The following is a 15,564-nucleotide window of genomic DNA, read 5'->3' as shown; positions in this document are numbered from 1 at the left end:
ATAGGAAGAATGAAATCATCTTTCAGCTGTTCCAGGTACATGGCAGCCAGCTTACGTTTGTGATCATTGATTTTATCCAGATAAGGCAGTTTCACTTCCAGAAACAGTGCCTGTATTTCATCGAGACGACTATTGTATCCTACTACTTCATTGTAATATTTTCCATGTGATCCATAATTGCGAATCATTTTCAGTTCTTCACAGAGTTCCGGATCATTGGTCAGAATGGCACCCGCATCACCCAGTGCACCCAGGTTTTTGCTGGGATAGAAACTGAATCCACTCATAATGCCAAAAGTACCGGCCATTCTACCTTTGTATTTGGCACCATGGGCCTGAGCACAATCCTCAATTACATGCAGTCCATGTTTATCCGCAATGGACAAAATGGGGTCCATTTCGCAGCATTTGCCATAAAGATGTACCACCATTATGGCTTTGGTCTTGGGCGTTATGGCTTCTTCAATTTTCTGCGGATCAATATTGTAAGTAGTAATATCAGGTTCTACCAGTACGGGTTTGCAGTGGGCATGTATAATGGAAATAATAGAAGCTATATAGGTATTGGAAGGGACGATTATTTCAGATCCCTTGGGCAATTTCAAGGCCCAGATGGCCAGAATCAATGCATCCAGTCCGTTTGCAACCCCAACGCAGTGATTCATTTGATTGTATCGGGCAAAATCATCCTGAAATTTCTTAACCTCGTCCCCTAATATATACCAGCCTTTGTCCAGGAACTGGCTAAACCTTTTTTCGAATAAAAGGGTATAAGGCTCATTAACTTTGGAAAGACAATCGTACGGTATCATTTTTTTTCAGGATAAGGCTCGTAAATATAATCGGAAGAATTAAAAGTGGTAGAAGCAAAAACAAGGAGTACTGCATCTTTCGAGAAGTCATACATTTTATGCCAGTCTTTGGTTTCCAGAATAAGGCACTTGGAAGGATTATCTAACAGAAACTCCTCTACTTGCTCCCCATCATTGTTCCAGACTTTACAGGAACCATGAATACAGATGGCAGCTTGCACTGTTTCGTGATGCCTATGTCCTCCCCTGGCTGTTTCATCTACATTATAAATATAGAATACACGTTTGATTTTAAAAGGGAGTAATCGTTCGGCATTGTCCAGTACTGTCAACTCACCACGGGTATCTTTAAAATTAACCAGATTCAGTATATACGCCATAAGAAACTAAGGTATGAATAATATTAATCAAGTGATTCTGTAGCCAGAAATTTATCAATTTTATCTAATAATTCCGGCGCTTTTACCATGTCGAATTTCCTGGCATATAAACGGTCCGAAGCAATGATATCTGCAAAATCAGAAATGTCAAAAGTTTTGGGACTTGGGGTATTCGGGGGATGTTTATAATAATGGCAATTTTCGTTGATAACCTTACTTGCAAAGGGAGAGTTTAGTAAAATAGTTTGAAATAAAAATTCATCAGGCGCCCATGAATACCTGAAAAAACGACGCATTTTAAGATTCCTGTCTACTGTTTGTAATACATATTCTGCAGCTTCCGGACTGATTGCCCAGAACATGGAACTACCATAAAATTTCATCCCTTTGGGCTGGTTGGTTCTTTTAAAAAGTGTATTGATTATTCTCTCCAGAAAAAATTGTCCACGAAATCTAAAATCGGTCAAATGATATTTGTTAACTCTTTGCATCCCCTCTTCCCATTCTCCGCTGAAAGCCCTGTATTTTAACAATAATTTCCCCTTTCTTTCTTCAAAGAAGGATTGCATTTGAGCCGCAGTTTTAATCGGGTAATCCTGGCCACTCATCAAACTGATAAAATCATAGGTTCTGGCTGAATCCAGAATTTCCTGCAGTCCATTGAATTCAGCCTGAATGGTACTATATGCAGCCCACTGAACATCTACCCTGTTCTGAATAAAATATACGTTTGAATATTGATTCAGATTACTATGTGATTCTAGTGTAAATTTTGCATCAACATGAATATAGAAATCAAAATCCGGATGTTGCATCTGCTGAATCATTCGCTCCGTTTGAAGCGGATTTGTGTAGGTGATGATCAGGTGTGCAACTTTCATAATTCTTTGATGGCCGTAAAAGTATTAAATATTAATTAAAAAGCCACTACATTTTGTAGTGGCTTTAAAAAATATATTAAGAAAAATTATGCAATTTTCTCTACCTGCATATAGCTCAGTTCTACAGGTGTTGATCGTCCGAAGATTTTCACTGTAACTTTCAGTTTCTTCTTCTCATCGTTTACTTCTTCAATTACGCCGTTGAAATCGTTGAAAGGTCCTTCAATAATTTTAATGGTTTCGCCAACGATGAATGGCTCACTCATGGTAACACCCATATCATTCATTTCATCCACCTTACCCAGCATCTTATTAACTTCAGACTTACGCAGGGAAATAATCATACCCTTGGAGCCTTTGCCATCCGTTAAGAAATGCATGACGTTGCTGATATTGCTGATATGCTGAACCATATCATCATTCAACTTGCCATCTAAAACTTCCATCATTACATAGCCAGGAAAATAGTTCTTCTCACGCATTACCTTCTTGCCGTTCTGAACCTTGTATACCTTTTCCATTGGTAGGAATATCTGCTTAATAATATCCTGCCAACCGTTTCTGATTACATCTTTGTCAAGGTATTCCTTCACTTTTCTTTCCTTACCGCTTACTACGCGCAATACGTACCATTTGGTCTCTTGCTGAGGTAATTCGCCGGTCTGCATTTTTTCTGCTGCTTCCATGATGGGACTACTTGAATAATGAGTAAACTAACTTTAATAATTGGTTGCTTGAAAAATCCATTATCCAAACCATGGCAGTAATAATTACTGTAGCTACCAACACAATAACTGTGCTCTGTTGCAATTGTAACCAGGTAGGCCAGGTTACTTTCTCAAGTAACTCCTGGTAGCTTTCTTTAAAGTATAATGCTATCTTATTCATTTCCGTGTTTGATCGTTTGTTCAGTGAACGATTTTTTGCACGGGCACTAGGATTCGAACCCAGATCAAAGGTTTTGGAGACCCGTATGCTACCGTTGCACCATGCCCGTTTTTAGACTTCTTTTTACAAACAAAGTACCTAGCGGATGCTAAGTACTTTGTTCTGTAAAGATATAGTTTTTTGCTGAAAGCCCCTAAGGCTTATTTGCAAATTACTCGATGATTTCAGTAACCTGACCAGCACCTACGGTACGGCCACCTTCACGGATCGCGAATTTCAAACCTTTTTCCATTGCGATTGGCTGAATCAATTTAACGCTTAGGTTGATATTATCACCAGGCATTACCATTTCAGTTCCTTCTGGTAAAGTAACTTCACCAGTTACGTCAGTTGTTCTGAAGTAGAACTGAGGACGGTATTTGTTAAAGAATGGAGTGTGACGTCCACCTTCTTCTTTGCTTAGTACGTAAACTTCACCTTTGAAATCAGTGTGAGGAGTAATTGAACCTGGCTTACAGATAACCATACCACGACGGATATCTTTCTTTTCAATACCACGTAACAATAAACCTGCGTTGTCACCAGCTTGACCTTCGTCCAATAATTTCTTGAACATTTCAACACCAGTTACAGTAGAAGATAATGGAGATTCCATTAAACCTACGATTTCAACAGCTTCACCTACTTTGATGATACCACGCTCAATACGACCGGTAGCAACAGTACCACGACCAGTGATAGAGAACACGTCTTCTACAGACATCAAGAAAGGCATATCGATTGGACGAGGAGGCAATGGAATGTAAGTATCTACAGCAGCCATTAATTCGTCAATCTTACCAACCCACTTTGGATCTTCAGCCAAAGCACCGGTTGCAGAACCCTGAATGATTGGGGTATTATCTCCGTCGAATCCATAAGAAGTTAACAACTCACGGATTTCCATTTCTACTAGTTCAAGTAATTCAGGATCATCAACAAGGTCAACCTTGTTCATGAATACCACGATACGAGGTACACCTACCTGACGAGCCAACAAGATATGCTCTTTGGTTTGAGGCATAGGACCATCTGTAGCAGCCACAACTAAAATAGCACCGTCCATTTGAGCAGCACCAGTAATCATGTTCTTCACATAGTCAGCGTGACCAGGACAGTCAACGTGCGCATAGTGACGATTTTCTGTTTGATACTCAACGTGAGCAGTATTGATGGTAATACCACGCTCTCTTTCTTCCGGAGCACCGTCGATTTCATCATATTTCTTAGCAACGTTACCCATACCTTTCTTAGATAAGGTAATAGTAATAGCTGCAGTTAAAGTAGTTTTACCATGGTCAACGTGACCAATGGTACCTACGTTTACGTGAGGTTTCTCCCTCTTAAAGGTCTCTTTTGCCATTTGTATCGGTTTTTAGTTGTGTTTTTAAAAATTTATATCGCTGCCCTCCCTCAGGCATTGTTTTATCTTCTTTCTCACCTATCCCATTCTTTCCTGACAAATCCAGTTAAACGGGATATCACCAGGGAAATCAATCTGAGCCTTTCAATCTGAGTGCAGAGCCGTTAGTGAGAATCGAACTCACGACCTTCCCGACAAGTCGAGATGCTCTACCACTGAGCTATTTGCTTGAGCACTGAGCCGTTAGTGAGAATCGAACTCACGACCTTCCCGACAAGTCGGGATGCTCTACCACTGAGCTATTTGCTTGAGCACTGAGCCGTTAGTGAGAATCGAACTCACGACCTCTTCCCTACCAAGGAAGTGCTCTACCACTGAGCTACAACGGCAGACTCAAAAAAATGGAGCGGAAGACGAGGGTCGAACTCGCGACCTATAGCTTGGAAGGCTATCGCTCTACCAATTGAGCTACTTCCGCTTAACCATAAAAAAAGAACTATCATCCGAAGATGAAATGTGGGCAGAGTAGGGTTCGAACCTACGTACACGTGAGTGAACAGATTTACAGTCTGTCGCCTTTAACCACTCGGCCATCTGCCCGTGTTTATTTTACCTGTTTCAGCAGGGCTGAACCAGGATTCAATGAGAGCCGAAGATGGGACTCGAACCCGCGACCTGCTGATTACAAATCAGCTGCTCTACCAACTGAGCTACTTCGGCAAAAAAAAAGAACTTCCCTATTTTTTGGGATGGCAAAGGTAATGGAAATCTTTATTTGGCAAAATTTTGCAAAGATTTTTTTTAATGATTTTACTGCATTTTTTTCAACAACGATAAAAACGGGGCTTTTCGGGCCATTTGCCCGGCTGATTAAAGAGATGAAGCCAGCAAAATTGCAGCGGGTTTTGAACTGTCTCAGGGAAATTAAAAATCATATTACGGTATAAAACAAAAAAGCTCCCCATTGGGGAGCTTGGTTTTAGGCGGCTAATTTTTCTTTTTTACGTTTAATTTGATTGATTAATGAATCTAAAGCACTTTCAAATGATTCCTCAAAAGACTTGGAAGAAGATTTTACAAAGAATTCATGCTTGGGTACATGTACTTTAATCTCAGCCACTTTGTCTTTGATGTTGTGAACCACATTATCCAGTTTCAGGAACACATCCACTTTGAGAATCTTATCGTGAAACGTAGGCAGCTTGGCCAGTTTCTTTCTTACGAACTCTACTAGTTTTTCATCTGCGTCAAAATGGACAGTTTGAATGTTAACGTTCATGGTTAAACATTTAATCGGTGAAACAATAAATTAAAAAGAACTGCCTGTTAAAAACTACCCTTTAACAGGACCATTAAGTTAATCAGAATTCTTCAGGAAAACAAGAGCCTGACGATAATTTTACTGGAATTTTAACAGCTAGGCTTTAGGATGCGCTTTCTGGTATACTTTCTTCAATTGCTCGATGGTATTGTGGGTATAAACCTGCGTGGCCGCCAGACTGCTATGTCCCAGCAAAGACTTAACTGCATTGATATCCGCTCCGTTATTCATTAAATGAGTGGCAAAACTATGGCGTAACACGTGAGGGCTTTTTTTATCAATGGTGGTAACCTGTTTCAAACGGGCATTAACCCATCCGTATACGGTTCGGCTATGCAGCGGCTTTCCGGCTTCATTCACAAAAAGCGGACTGCCCGCAATAGAGGCTGCAGGCCTTTCAGCTATATAATTTTTCAGCTGTTCCATCAGGTCTTCAGCAGCGGGTATAATCCGCTCCTTATTGCCCTTCCCTAACACTTTTATCTGTGAATTGGCAAAATCAATCTGCCCCGGTTTCAAGTTCATCAATTCACTTAAACGCATACCGGTACTATAAAAAAGCAATAGAATCAGTCTTTCCGTTTTTCCCTTCCAATCATCCGAAAAAGGCATGTATAAAACAAATCTTCCATCTGCTTTTTCTCTACATACACAGGCAATCTTTTCTGTGTTTTTGGAGAAACAACGGCCGTCATAGGGGTTGCTTTTAATACCCCCGTTTTCAACAAATACTTAAAAAATGATTTTAAACTCGAAATTTTCCGGTTGATCGTCCGGGATGAAATCTGATCAGACTTTAACTCTGCCAGCCAGGAACGAACCATGGATGAACTGATAACACTTAAACCGGGGGCATCAAACTGGCTGGCCAGAAACTGGAAAAACTGTTCCAGATCGAGCTGATAGGCTTCCAGGGTATGAAAGGAATACCTCCGTTCGAACCTGAGATAGTTCAAAAACTCCTGTATTTCGGGATATTGAGGTAAGGGCATAAAAAAAGTAGTCCAGATTACAACGAATCTACACTACTTAATCGTATGATAGAAGGGAAATATTATCCCTCGATCTTTCCGCTAGCGATCTGCTGCTTGTAGATAGCTTTCAACACTTGACCACGACGTACAACTGACGGCTTGGTGAATGCCTGACGCTCTCTTAACTGCAACAAAGTCTTACTTTTCTCGAATTTCTTCTTGTACTTTTTCAGTGCCTTGTCGATGTTTTCGCAGTCTTTAGAATCGATAATTAACATAGCTTATATACCTCCTCAGGTTATTTTTAGGCGGCGAAGATAAGTCGCCGGAATTAATTGACAAAATATTTATCGTTTTTTACGGCAATGGCCCTTTGTACATATTTACCCAATATATCAAACTCAATATTAACCCTATCTCCCACTGCAATTTCCTGAATACTTGTATGTTCGTAGGTATAGGGGATTATAGCCACCGTAAAAGCGTTATTGCTTACCTGAAAGCAGGTCAGGCTGGTGCCATTTACCGCAATGGATCCCTTTTCAATTACCAGGGCTGCAAATGCAGAATCAAATTCAAAGCGGTATTCCCAGCTACCGTCTAGGGCTTTAACCTCCCTGCAAATTGCGGTACAATCCACATGCCCTTGCACAATATGGCCATCCAGGCGGCCATTCATAATCATACAGCGCTCCAGGTTTACTTTTCTCCCAACTTTCCACTGAGACAAATTGGTTTTGCGAATGGTTTCTTCAATAGCAGTTACCTGATAGCTATTACCTTCAATCTTCTCTACAGTTAAGCAAACCCCGTCATGGGCCAGGCTTTGATCTACTTTTAATTCAGGAGCAATGGATGCACGCAATGTAAAACTTACATTGGTTCCATTTTGCTGAATGGATTCCACAAGGCCCAGTGTTTCTATGATTCCAGTGAACATATATTAAAGAATTATACCTGTTTTCCCTTTAAAGCACCACTCACCGCCTGATCCATAGCCCTTTCCGCAAAGGGTCTGCTGATTTCATTCAGCTCTTCAATCTTGGTCTGAATCAGGTTTTTATCGTTCATAGTTAATGCCATCTGCAAATTCTGCATGGCACTGGCTGTGGCAATCATTTCTTCTTTCGTTAACAGCTCCGCATTTTTTGCAATGAACTTTTCGGTTACAGAAAGAATTTGTTCTGCCTCTGTTCTGGCTTCCACCAATGCACGGGTTTGCATATCATCTTTGGCATGCGTAATGCTGTCCATGAGCATTTGCTCTACTTCTGCATCGGTTAACCCATATTGCGGTTTTACTTCTATACTTTGCTCTACCCCACTTCTTAATTCTTTGGCAGTAACAGATAAAATTCCATCTGCGTTAATCAGAAAACTCACTTCTACTTTCGGCATTCCTGCCGGCATTCCTGGAATCCCCTTAAAATTAAATTCAGCAAGTTTACGGTTGTGTTGCACCAGATCTCTTTCTCCCTGGAAAACAGAAATCCGCATAGACCCTTGCCCATCTTTTTGTGTAGTGTACTGACGTGCAGCCCTGTTGGGAATTTTAGCGTTTCTCGGAATTAAGACATCCATTAATCCCCCCATGGTCTCAATACCCAAACTCAATGGCGTAATATCCAGCAATAAAAAATCTTTGTTGTTACCCGCTAAAATGTCGGCCTGAACAGCAGCACCAATGGCCACTACTTCATCCGGATTCACAGAATCGTTCACGGGTTTACCAAAATAAGCACTTACTTTTTCTTTAACCAGCGGTACACGGGTACTTCCCCCAACCATAATCACTGAATCAATATCAGAAGTCTGCAAACCCGCATCAGACAAAGCTTTGGAGCAACATTTAATTGTTTTATTTACCAGGGGGATTAAACACGCATCAAATTCGGAACGGCTAATATTTACTTTATAACCATTCCAATCAGCAGCAAATTCTGTTTGCTGACTCAGGGATTTCTTGGCTTCTTCAGCTAATAAGCGCAGAGACTGTAAAACAGCTTTATCGTTTTGAACAGCACTGAATGGAACATCGATTTGCTTGAGCCAGAACTCCATGATGGCCCTGTCAAAATCATCTCCGCCCAAATACGTATCTCCATTGGTGCTCAGTACTTCAAAAATGCCGTTATTGATTTGCAAAATAGAAACATCAAAAGTTCCGCCTCCTAAATCGTATACAGCAATGGTTTTATTTTCGTCCTTGTGAACGCCTAAACCATAGGCCAGACTGGCTGCAGTAGGTTCGTTCACAATTCGCAACACGTCTAATCCTGCCAGCTTACCCGCATCTCTTGTTGCCTGACGCTGGGCATCATTAAAATAAGCCGGAACCGTAATTACCGCTTTGTTTACAGGTGTTTTCAGAATATGTTCAGCCCTGTTTTTCAGTTCCTTTAAAATGAAAGAACTCAATTCAATGGGAGAATAAAAACGATCTCCTATCTGCACTTTTACCAGGCTATCCGTATCATCATCAATCACTTTATACGTAAAGAATCCGGCATTTTCTTTTACGTCCTTATAGCTTTTCCCCATCAATCTTTTTGCCGAAAAAATGGTATTGGCAGGATCGGTTTCCAGGTAGGTTTTAGCCTGTTCTCCTACTTCGGCATTCCCGAATGCATCAAAGTGTACCACACTGGGTACCAGACTGCTGCTGTTGTGTTCACGCAAGGCAACCGGTTGTTTGCTTTCCGGATGAATAATCGCCACCAGACTATTGGTGGTGCCAAGGTCTATACCAACAATCACTTCCTCCTGCTGTAAACTGCCTGTTGCAATATTAATTCCAATCTTTGCCATAGGTACTATTCAAATTGAACTGCGAAGGTATTACAATTGAACAGCCTTGTTGTTGCGATTTACGAAATCAATTATTTCGCCGGATCCTGCACCACGGTGGTAGCGCTGGCAAAATCGTGCAGGGGACCTCCCAGAAAAGGACTGAAAAAAAGATCAATTAAAGTGAGGCGGAGCAGGCTTCTGAAGCCAATCATATACCAGTTGGGGCGCTTCCCGTTTTTAGCCACCACACGAGAATAAGTAAGCCATTTACCCGGTGTTTTCAGAAAGAAAAGTTCAAAAAGGAAATAATAGGTAAACAGTACCGGAAAGAAAAACCAGCCAAAATGAAAAGGGGTATAGCGCCAGTACATCACATAAAAATTATACCACTTGAACAGCACGATAGCCAGAATAGTAACAAGTATGGTATCTATAAAAAAATTCAATGCCCGGGTTCCGTCGCCTACACTTTTCATGTTTGATGTTTATGAAGCAAAGGTAGCGCATTGCCCAATTGCGGCTAACTTTTGTACATTTGCCCCCACAAATACGTTTCAAATGAACTTAGTGGAAGAATTACGCTGGAGAGGCATGTTGCAGGATATTATGCCAGGCACGGAAGAATTATTGAGTAAGGAAATGGTTTCCGGCTATATAGGATTTGATCCTACTTCCGACAGTTTACATATTGGAAGCCTGGTTCCCATTTTATTATTGGTGCATTTACAAAAAGCAGGACATAAGCCCTTTGCACTGGTGGGTGGTGCAACTGGAATGATAGGTGATCCCAGTTTTAAAAGTGAAGAAAGAAATTTATTGAGTGAGGAAACTTTGCAACACAATCTGGAGGGCATTAAAAAGCAGCTGAGTAAGTTTTTAGATTTTAGTTCAGACGCCCCCAATAAAGCTGAAATGGTAAACAACTATGATTGGTTCAAAGACTTCAGCTTCCTGAATTTTATCAGAGACGTAGGTAAGCATATCACGGTTAACTACATGATGAGCAAAGACAGTGTGCGCAAACGGCTGGAAGGCAATAATGGTATGAGTTTTACTGAGTTCACTTACCAGTTAATTCAGGGATACGATTTCTACTGGTTGTACCAGCATAAAAACTGTAAACTCCAGATGGGCGGAAGTGACCAGTGGGGCAATATTGTAACCGGTACTGAAATCATACGCAGGAAAGCGGGTGGAGAAGCATTTGCATTTACCTGTCCTTTGCTAACCAAGGCAGACGGTGGAAAATTCGGAAAAACAGAAAAAGGCAATGTGTGGCTCGATCCGGAGAAGACTTCTCCTTATCAGTTTTATCAGTTCTGGCTGAATGCAAGCGATGAAGATGCCACCAAGTGGATTAAAATTTTCACCCTATTACCAAAGGAAGAAATTGATCAGCTGATTACAGATCATGCTGCTGCTCCGCACGCAAGAGCATTACAGAAAAAACTGGCCGAAGAAATTACCTGTTTTGTGCATAGCCGTGAAGATTTTGAATTTGCAGTAAAAGCTTCAGAAATCCTGTTTGGCAACGCATCCACTGAGGCATTGGCTTCTTTAAATGAAAAGCAATTGCTACAAGTAATGGAAGGCGTACCTACTGCAGAAATCACCCGCAATCAAATAGAAGCCGGCTACGACTTAATCAGCTTACTGGCCGATACCGGTGTAACACCCAGCAAGGGAGAAGCGAAAAAATTATTAGCAGCAGGCGGTGTTGCCATCAATAAAGAAAAGATTGCTCCTGAAAAAACAGCAGTAAGCACAGCAGATTTACTGCAAAACAAATATTTACTATTACAGAAAGGAAAGAAAAACTATTTTCTGGTAAGGGTTACTGAATAGTTTTCAACGTATTCCAGATCGTCTTTGCTACAAATTCATTACCGGCTGCGTTTAAATGAACACGGTCGGTAGTGAGTAATCCTTTCTCTGCATTCTTCGGGTTATTGGCAATCAAATAATTCTGAAATTCGGTTCTCAGGTCTGCGCAAGGAATTTCTTTATCTTTTGCATATTGTCTTAACCAATTGCTATACATATTCAACTCTCCATCCTGTTCGTTAGAATTGTCTTTTCTTTCTCCAATAACAGAGGGAGTGCAAACCACTACTTTAGCACCCGCCGATTGTAATTTCTTTACAATTGCATCGTAAAACTCAGTGTATTTAACATAGTCGGTACCCGTACCAGCCAGGCGCTTATGCCAGACATCATTAATACCCACATAAATGACTACAATATCCGGCTGTTTGCTCAGCACGTCTCTTTCCAATCGCAAATACAAATCTGTCACTTTGTTCCCACTGATGCCTGCGCCTACCAATTCATACTGATTATTCATTCCTTCCCCGGCAATCATTTTCTCCATCTGACGGATATAACCACCCGGGTCAGCCCCCATCTGGGTAATGGAGTCACCAAAGAAAACTACTTTCTTTCTTTTCTGAAGGGTAAAACTCATGGTAATTACTGCGGTGCAAATCAACAGGAAAAGGATGGATTTTTGTAACATAGATGGGTAATTGGGTTCTGAAATTCAATTATTTAAATAAAAGACCTCTTAAAGGTAAGAATTGAGGATTCATTTTCACTTTTTGAATGAAAAAATTTGGAACAATTGAATACTCGTCTTATTTTTGCAGCCCATTCCAAAAGAATGGTCGGATTGCCTGATAGTATAAGGGTAGTACAACTGATTTTGGTTCAGTATGTCTTGGTTCGAATCCAGGTCGGGCAACAAGGAACCCGCAGCATAAGCTGCGGGTTTTGTTTTTTATGCGAGCACCATGAGCTTGCTCAATGGGGCGAGTAAAAAACAAAACGAGCGCCGCGTTTACGCGGTGCGTAGTTTCTTGGGTAATGCAAAGCGGGAAGGATCAGCGAAGCTAATCCGACCGTGTGGCGAATGTATTCGCCTAAGAGACTAAAATAAAACAGCCGAGTTGCCAAAGGCAACGAAAGGCGTTTGGGTAATTCCCGATATTAGAAATGGTTTTCCCAATCCGTCACCATACTGCTCTTTTAAAAATGATTCTTTGCAAAAAGAAATTATGCAATCATTATTAAAACAACAAACTTCAGAAAAACACAGAATAAAGCAACAATCACTTAGACGTACTTATTATTTCAGCATCATAATAACAAACATATAAATAATTGGGCTATAAACTACTAAATATTAATACGTGCATTTGCGTGATTATTCAATAAAAAAAGTACTTCATGAAATAAACATTACCCTTTATGAAATAAAACTATTGTTTCATGAATAATATGGTTTAGAATGAACTGTATTCGATAGTTTGTAATATAAAAATGATATTCTAATTGTTGAAACATGACCAAGCCAAGAGAGCGAAAGAAAAATGGTCAATGAATACAAAAACTATTAAATACCATTTTAACAATACATCAAAATCCATATTACTGAAAAACCCAAAAAACATGAAACTAAAATTAAAAGGTACATTTTTTGTAGCGACACTGTTAGTATTCTTAACAGCATGTCAAAAAAATGAAATTGAAAATAACAGTTTGCTTAATAAAATTGAAAGATATACAGAAACAATTTCAACTTCACCTAAAAACTTAAAGTCTGATTTAAAGGTTTTAATTGAAATAAGAAACCATGTAGCAAAAAATGTATTAAACAAAGGAATTGAAAAGAAAGAATTGATTAATTCAATTAGGAGTAAGAATATTGACAATATTCTAGAACGCTCAGGAATATCAAAGGAAGAAAATGATATTATTTCATCGAAATTAGAGAATTTAAAAAATATATTAATAAACAAATATCCAGAATTAGAGGAGTATATGATTTCTATGAATAAGAATTGCTTTACTTGTGATGTAGAAAAACAAATTGCTTACATTAACAAAATTGCAAATTCATCAAATTCAAGTAGTGATTTAATTAGTTACAACACTGCAACTGAACTTAGCCCAGAAATTGAAGACATTGGTGCTGATTGCAGATGGGTTGCTTATACAGCCTGCTTACTAGTATGTACAACAACTGGACCAGTTATCTATTGGATTTGTGCCGCACTTTGTGTAGATACATATTGTACTTTTAATTAGATAAAATGATAACTTATTCTATTATCATTTCTGCTTTTTTATTGATACTGATAGGAATTTGGAACAGTATATCTAAAAATAAAAATCCTATCCTGGAATTAATCCTAGCATTGATCTCTCTAGTAATCTTATTTATCGATATGATAATTTTAAAGAAGAGCAATGCATACTTTTTATTAATTATTTCTGCCATCTGGGTATACAAATCGTATTATTCAATAAAAAAGACAAACATAAAGTAATCTTAATATCAAGACAGATGGACTATTGAATTCCATCTGTCTTTTACATAGATTTCAAGGATTTAAAATCTTCTGCTGAATTTTCACGTTCAATATATAATTTTCGTCTTTTCTAGAATTAACAACAACCCGTTCCCATCAGATTTATTACTGAAGTAATCTACCATCATCAATAAAAGAACCAGTGGGTAAAACAGAACAAGACAAATACCAGCAATAATTTTAAGCAGATAATTACCGGAAACAATCAGTGTGATACAACTATTCAATAACTCATGACTTAGTTTTCCGGCAGTACCATAGGTATATACTTTTTGGGTAATAATAAAACCGGAATTTTCACATTTGGCAATAATTTCCTTTTCAGTATAAACCCTCTTCCGATTGTTCACACTCTCATACTGTTCAAAGCGTTCAAAAATAGATTTGTAAATAGTAGTAAGGAACTGCCCGTTGATAGGCACATACAGAAGCAATTGACCATTCTTGCGCAAACTCTTGAACATATTATCCAAGGCAAGCTGATCATTATCAATATACTGCAATACGCCTATGCATAATGCCAAATCTGCCTCCTCCTTCAACTGATCAGATTCCAGGTTCAATATTCTGCCGGAAAGATTAGGAATGGAGAATAAATCCATCAGCTCAACTGATGGCTGATGATAATCGGCTCCAATAAAAGTGGAACTTGCAAACTGTTGGGTTAATGGAACAATATACTGACCCTCTCCGCATCCAAAATCAACAACTGTAAAAGGGGAAGGCATAGACGATAAAACAGACTTCCACTCGCGCATTACATACCATTTGCGCAATTGGGTAAGATAATTCAGACCGTACACCCACTTCAATAAAGCCGGAAATTTTCTTATAAAAGAAGGATATTGATATTGAAGCGTAACAGATTTTAGCTTAGTCATGTAATAGCTGCATACACTTTCTCAGACTATTCTTCCATTCTTTCAATTCAAGCCCGAAAACAGTAGCAATGTCCTGTAAATCCATTACAGAATAGGCTGGTCTTTTTGCAGGTGTAGGAAATGCTTCGGTAGGAATAGGTAAAACAGAACAAGTAAGTCCTGCCATTTCTTTAATTGCAGTTGCAAAATTAAACCAGGTTGTTGTTCCTGTGTTGCTGTAATGAAAAATACCAGAACGATTATTGCCCTTTACCGAGGCATTTACAATCTGCATGATGGCTTCTGCTAAATCAGCAGCATATGTAGGGCAACCCTGCTGGTCGGCCACCACTTTAATTTCGGGACGTTCCTTCATTAGACGAAGCATGGTCTTCACAAAATTATTACCGTGGGTACTGTAAACCCAGGAAGTTCTAATGATGACTGTATTGGGATTATTCTCTAAAGCCTTTTGCTCACCAATTGCTTTGGTGTATCCATAATAGTTAACAGGATTGGTTGGAGTATCAGTAGCATAGGGTGCTTTTCCCTGACCATCAAAAACATAGTCCGTAGAAATTGTAATCAAACGGGTTTGATATTTAGCGCAGCTGGCAGCAATTTCACTTACCGATGTAGCATTGATGGTGAGAGCCAGCTCTTTTTCTGTTTCAGCTTTATCTACAGCAGTATAGGCTGCACAGTTAATAAAGAACTGAGGCTTAACGGAATTAAAAAATGGAGCTATACTTTCAGGTGCTCCTAAATCTAACATGGTTCTGTCTGTAAAAACAAACTCATATTGGTCCTGAAAGGAAGAAGCCAACTGTTGCAATTCCCATCCAAGCTGACCATTCTTACCTGTAACAACAACAATTGGCTTCAT

Annotated in this window: 19 protein-coding genes and 6 tRNA genes; 4 read left to right on the top strand and 21 right to left on the bottom strand. The window is 39.4% G+C overall.

Translation table 11 applies throughout. The features are described 5' to 3' along the window. From P767_RS15235 to P767_RS0101455, 11 genes are all read right to left on the bottom strand, one after another. Positions 1-812: DegT/DnrJ/EryC1/StrS family aminotransferase (locus P767_RS15235; protein WP_037351512.1), on the bottom strand; the 812-nt coding region annotated here is incomplete at its 3' end. Beyond that, positions 809-1,192 (bottom strand): sugar 3,4-ketoisomerase, encoded by a 384-nt coding sequence (locus P767_RS0101510; protein ID WP_026763133.1) that lies wholly within the window; start codon positions 1,190-1,192, stop codon positions 809-811. The genes P767_RS0101510 and P767_RS15235, both read right to left, overlap by 4 nt. Positions 1,193-1,215: 23 nt before the next feature. Then, complete coding sequence (locus P767_RS0101505) at positions 1,216-2,073, bottom strand: beta-1,6-N-acetylglucosaminyltransferase (protein WP_026763132.1); 858 nt, start codon at positions 2,071-2,073, stop codon at positions 1,216-1,218. Between the two features lie 86 nt (positions 2,074-2,159). After that, the gene (nusG, locus tag P767_RS0101500) at positions 2,160-2,759 is read right to left on the bottom strand and encodes a transcription termination/antitermination protein NusG (protein WP_051416968.1); all 600 of its coding nucleotides are present in this window, start codon (positions 2,757-2,759) and stop codon (positions 2,160-2,162) included. 7 nt (positions 2,760-2,766) lie between these two features. Further along, positions 2,767-2,961, bottom strand: coding sequence for a preprotein translocase subunit SecE (secE, locus tag P767_RS0101495; protein ID WP_026752264.1), 195 nt, complete (start codon positions 2,959-2,961; stop codon positions 2,767-2,769). A 38-nt stretch (positions 2,962-2,999) separates the two neighbouring features. After that, a tRNA-Trp gene (locus tag P767_RS0101490) sits at positions 3,000-3,070 on the bottom strand. Between the two features lie 102 nt (positions 3,071-3,172). Further along, positions 3,173-4,363 carry an elongation factor Tu gene (gene tuf / locus P767_RS0101485; protein ID WP_026763130.1) on the bottom strand — a complete coding sequence of 397 codons (1,191 nt, stop codon included), beginning with the start codon at positions 4,361-4,363 and terminating at the stop codon, positions 3,173-3,175. Positions 4,364-4,680: 317 nt separating this feature from the next. Next, positions 4,681-4,752: transfer RNA gene (locus P767_RS0101470), tRNA-Thr, on the bottom strand. A 13-nt stretch (positions 4,753-4,765) separates the two neighbouring features. Next, positions 4,766-4,841 (bottom strand) — tRNA-Gly (locus tag P767_RS0101465). Between the two features lie 39 nt (positions 4,842-4,880). Then, positions 4,881-4,963: transfer RNA gene (locus tag P767_RS0101460), tRNA-Tyr, on the bottom strand. 47 nt (positions 4,964-5,010) lie between these two features. Beyond that, positions 5,011-5,083 (bottom strand) — tRNA-Thr (locus tag P767_RS0101455). A 29-nt stretch (positions 5,084-5,112) separates the two neighbouring features. Here P767_RS0101455 and P767_RS18560 point away from each other — a divergent pair. Next, a complete protein-coding gene (locus P767_RS18560) occupies positions 5,113-5,310 on the top strand; it encodes a hypothetical protein (RefSeq protein ID WP_026763129.1) in 198 nt (65 codons plus the stop codon). Between the two features lie 32 nt (positions 5,311-5,342). On the opposite strand, the gene P767_RS0101445 is transcribed toward P767_RS18560, so the two are convergent. The 7 genes from P767_RS0101445 to P767_RS0101420 all read right to left on the bottom strand — a co-directional run bounded on the left by P767_RS0101445 (position 5,343) and on the right by P767_RS0101420 (position 9,924). Then, positions 5,343-5,642, bottom strand: coding sequence for an HPF/RaiA family ribosome-associated protein (locus P767_RS0101445; RefSeq protein WP_026763128.1), 300 nt, complete (start codon positions 5,640-5,642; stop codon positions 5,343-5,345). A gap of 138 nt (positions 5,643-5,780) precedes the next feature. After that, positions 5,781-6,296, bottom strand: a complete 516-nt coding sequence (locus tag P767_RS18735) for a tyrosine-type recombinase/integrase (RefSeq protein WP_245586810.1) — start codon at positions 6,294-6,296, stop codon at positions 5,781-5,783. Beyond that, on the bottom strand, positions 6,254-6,676 hold the full coding sequence (locus P767_RS18730; protein WP_245586809.1) for a site-specific integrase: 423 nt from the start codon (positions 6,674-6,676) through the stop codon (positions 6,254-6,256). The genes P767_RS18735 and P767_RS18730 overlap by 43 nt, the downstream gene beginning before the upstream one ends. 62 nt (positions 6,677-6,738) lie before the next feature. Further along, positions 6,739-6,936 carry a 30S ribosomal protein S21 gene (gene rpsU / locus P767_RS0101435; RefSeq protein WP_026752269.1) on the bottom strand — a complete coding sequence of 66 codons (198 nt, stop codon included), beginning with the start codon at positions 6,934-6,936 and terminating at the stop codon, positions 6,739-6,741. Positions 6,937-6,989: 53 nt separating this feature from the next. After that, a complete protein-coding gene (locus P767_RS0101430) occupies positions 6,990-7,598 on the bottom strand; it encodes a riboflavin synthase (protein ID WP_026763127.1) in 609 nt (202 codons plus the stop codon). 11 nt (positions 7,599-7,609) lie between these two features. Beyond that, positions 7,610-9,466 carry a Fe-S protein assembly chaperone HscA gene (gene hscA / locus P767_RS0101425; RefSeq protein WP_026763126.1) on the bottom strand — a complete coding sequence of 619 codons (1,857 nt, stop codon included), beginning with the start codon at positions 9,464-9,466 and terminating at the stop codon, positions 7,610-7,612. Positions 9,467-9,537: 71 nt separating this feature from the next. Then, on the bottom strand, positions 9,538-9,924 hold the full coding sequence (locus P767_RS0101420; protein ID WP_026763125.1) for an RDD family protein: 387 nt from the start codon (positions 9,922-9,924) through the stop codon (positions 9,538-9,540). 82 nt (positions 9,925-10,006) lie between these two features. Here P767_RS0101420 and tyrS point away from each other — a divergent pair, with 82 nt between their 5' ends. After that, on the top strand, positions 10,007-11,293 hold the full coding sequence (tyrS, locus tag P767_RS0101415) for a tyrosine--tRNA ligase (protein WP_026763124.1): 1,287 nt from the start codon (positions 10,007-10,009) through the stop codon (positions 11,291-11,293). Here tyrS and P767_RS0101410 read toward each other — a convergent pair. Then, on the bottom strand, positions 11,283-11,963 hold the full coding sequence (locus P767_RS0101410) for an SGNH/GDSL hydrolase family protein (RefSeq protein ID WP_037351508.1): 681 nt from the start codon (positions 11,961-11,963) through the stop codon (positions 11,283-11,285). The two genes, tyrS and P767_RS0101410, sit on opposite strands and share 11 nt — an antisense overlap. Positions 11,964-12,117: 154 nt before the next feature. Here P767_RS0101410 and P767_RS0101405 point away from each other — a divergent pair. Continuing rightward, a tRNA-Gln gene (locus P767_RS0101405) sits at positions 12,118-12,188 on the top strand. Between the two features lie 707 nt (positions 12,189-12,895). Beyond that, positions 12,896-13,534: a hypothetical protein gene (locus P767_RS0101400; RefSeq protein ID WP_157611311.1), complete on the top strand. Its 639-nt coding sequence runs from the start codon at positions 12,896-12,898 to the stop codon at positions 13,532-13,534. Between the two features lie 331 nt (positions 13,535-13,865). Here P767_RS0101400 and P767_RS0101390 read toward each other — a convergent pair whose 3' ends face one another. Together P767_RS0101390 and rfbD are read right to left on the bottom strand one after the other, a co-directional pair. Next, a complete protein-coding gene (locus tag P767_RS0101390; RefSeq protein ID WP_026763120.1) occupies positions 13,866-14,699 on the bottom strand; it encodes a class I SAM-dependent methyltransferase in 834 nt (277 codons plus the stop codon). Beyond that, on the bottom strand, positions 14,692-15,564 hold the full coding sequence (gene rfbD / locus P767_RS0101385; RefSeq protein ID WP_026763119.1) for a dTDP-4-dehydrorhamnose reductase: 873 nt from the start codon (positions 15,562-15,564) through the stop codon (positions 14,692-14,694). The genes P767_RS0101390 and rfbD overlap by 8 nt, the downstream gene beginning before the upstream one ends.

The sequence above is a fragment of the Sediminibacterium salmoneum NBRC 103935 genome (genome assembly GCF_000511175.1).
Taxonomy (GTDB): domain Bacteria; phylum Bacteroidota; class Bacteroidia; order Chitinophagales; family Chitinophagaceae; genus Sediminibacterium; species Sediminibacterium salmoneum.
Note: the sequence above shows the minus strand (reverse complement) of the source record. Positions and strands in the feature narration are given on the sequence as shown.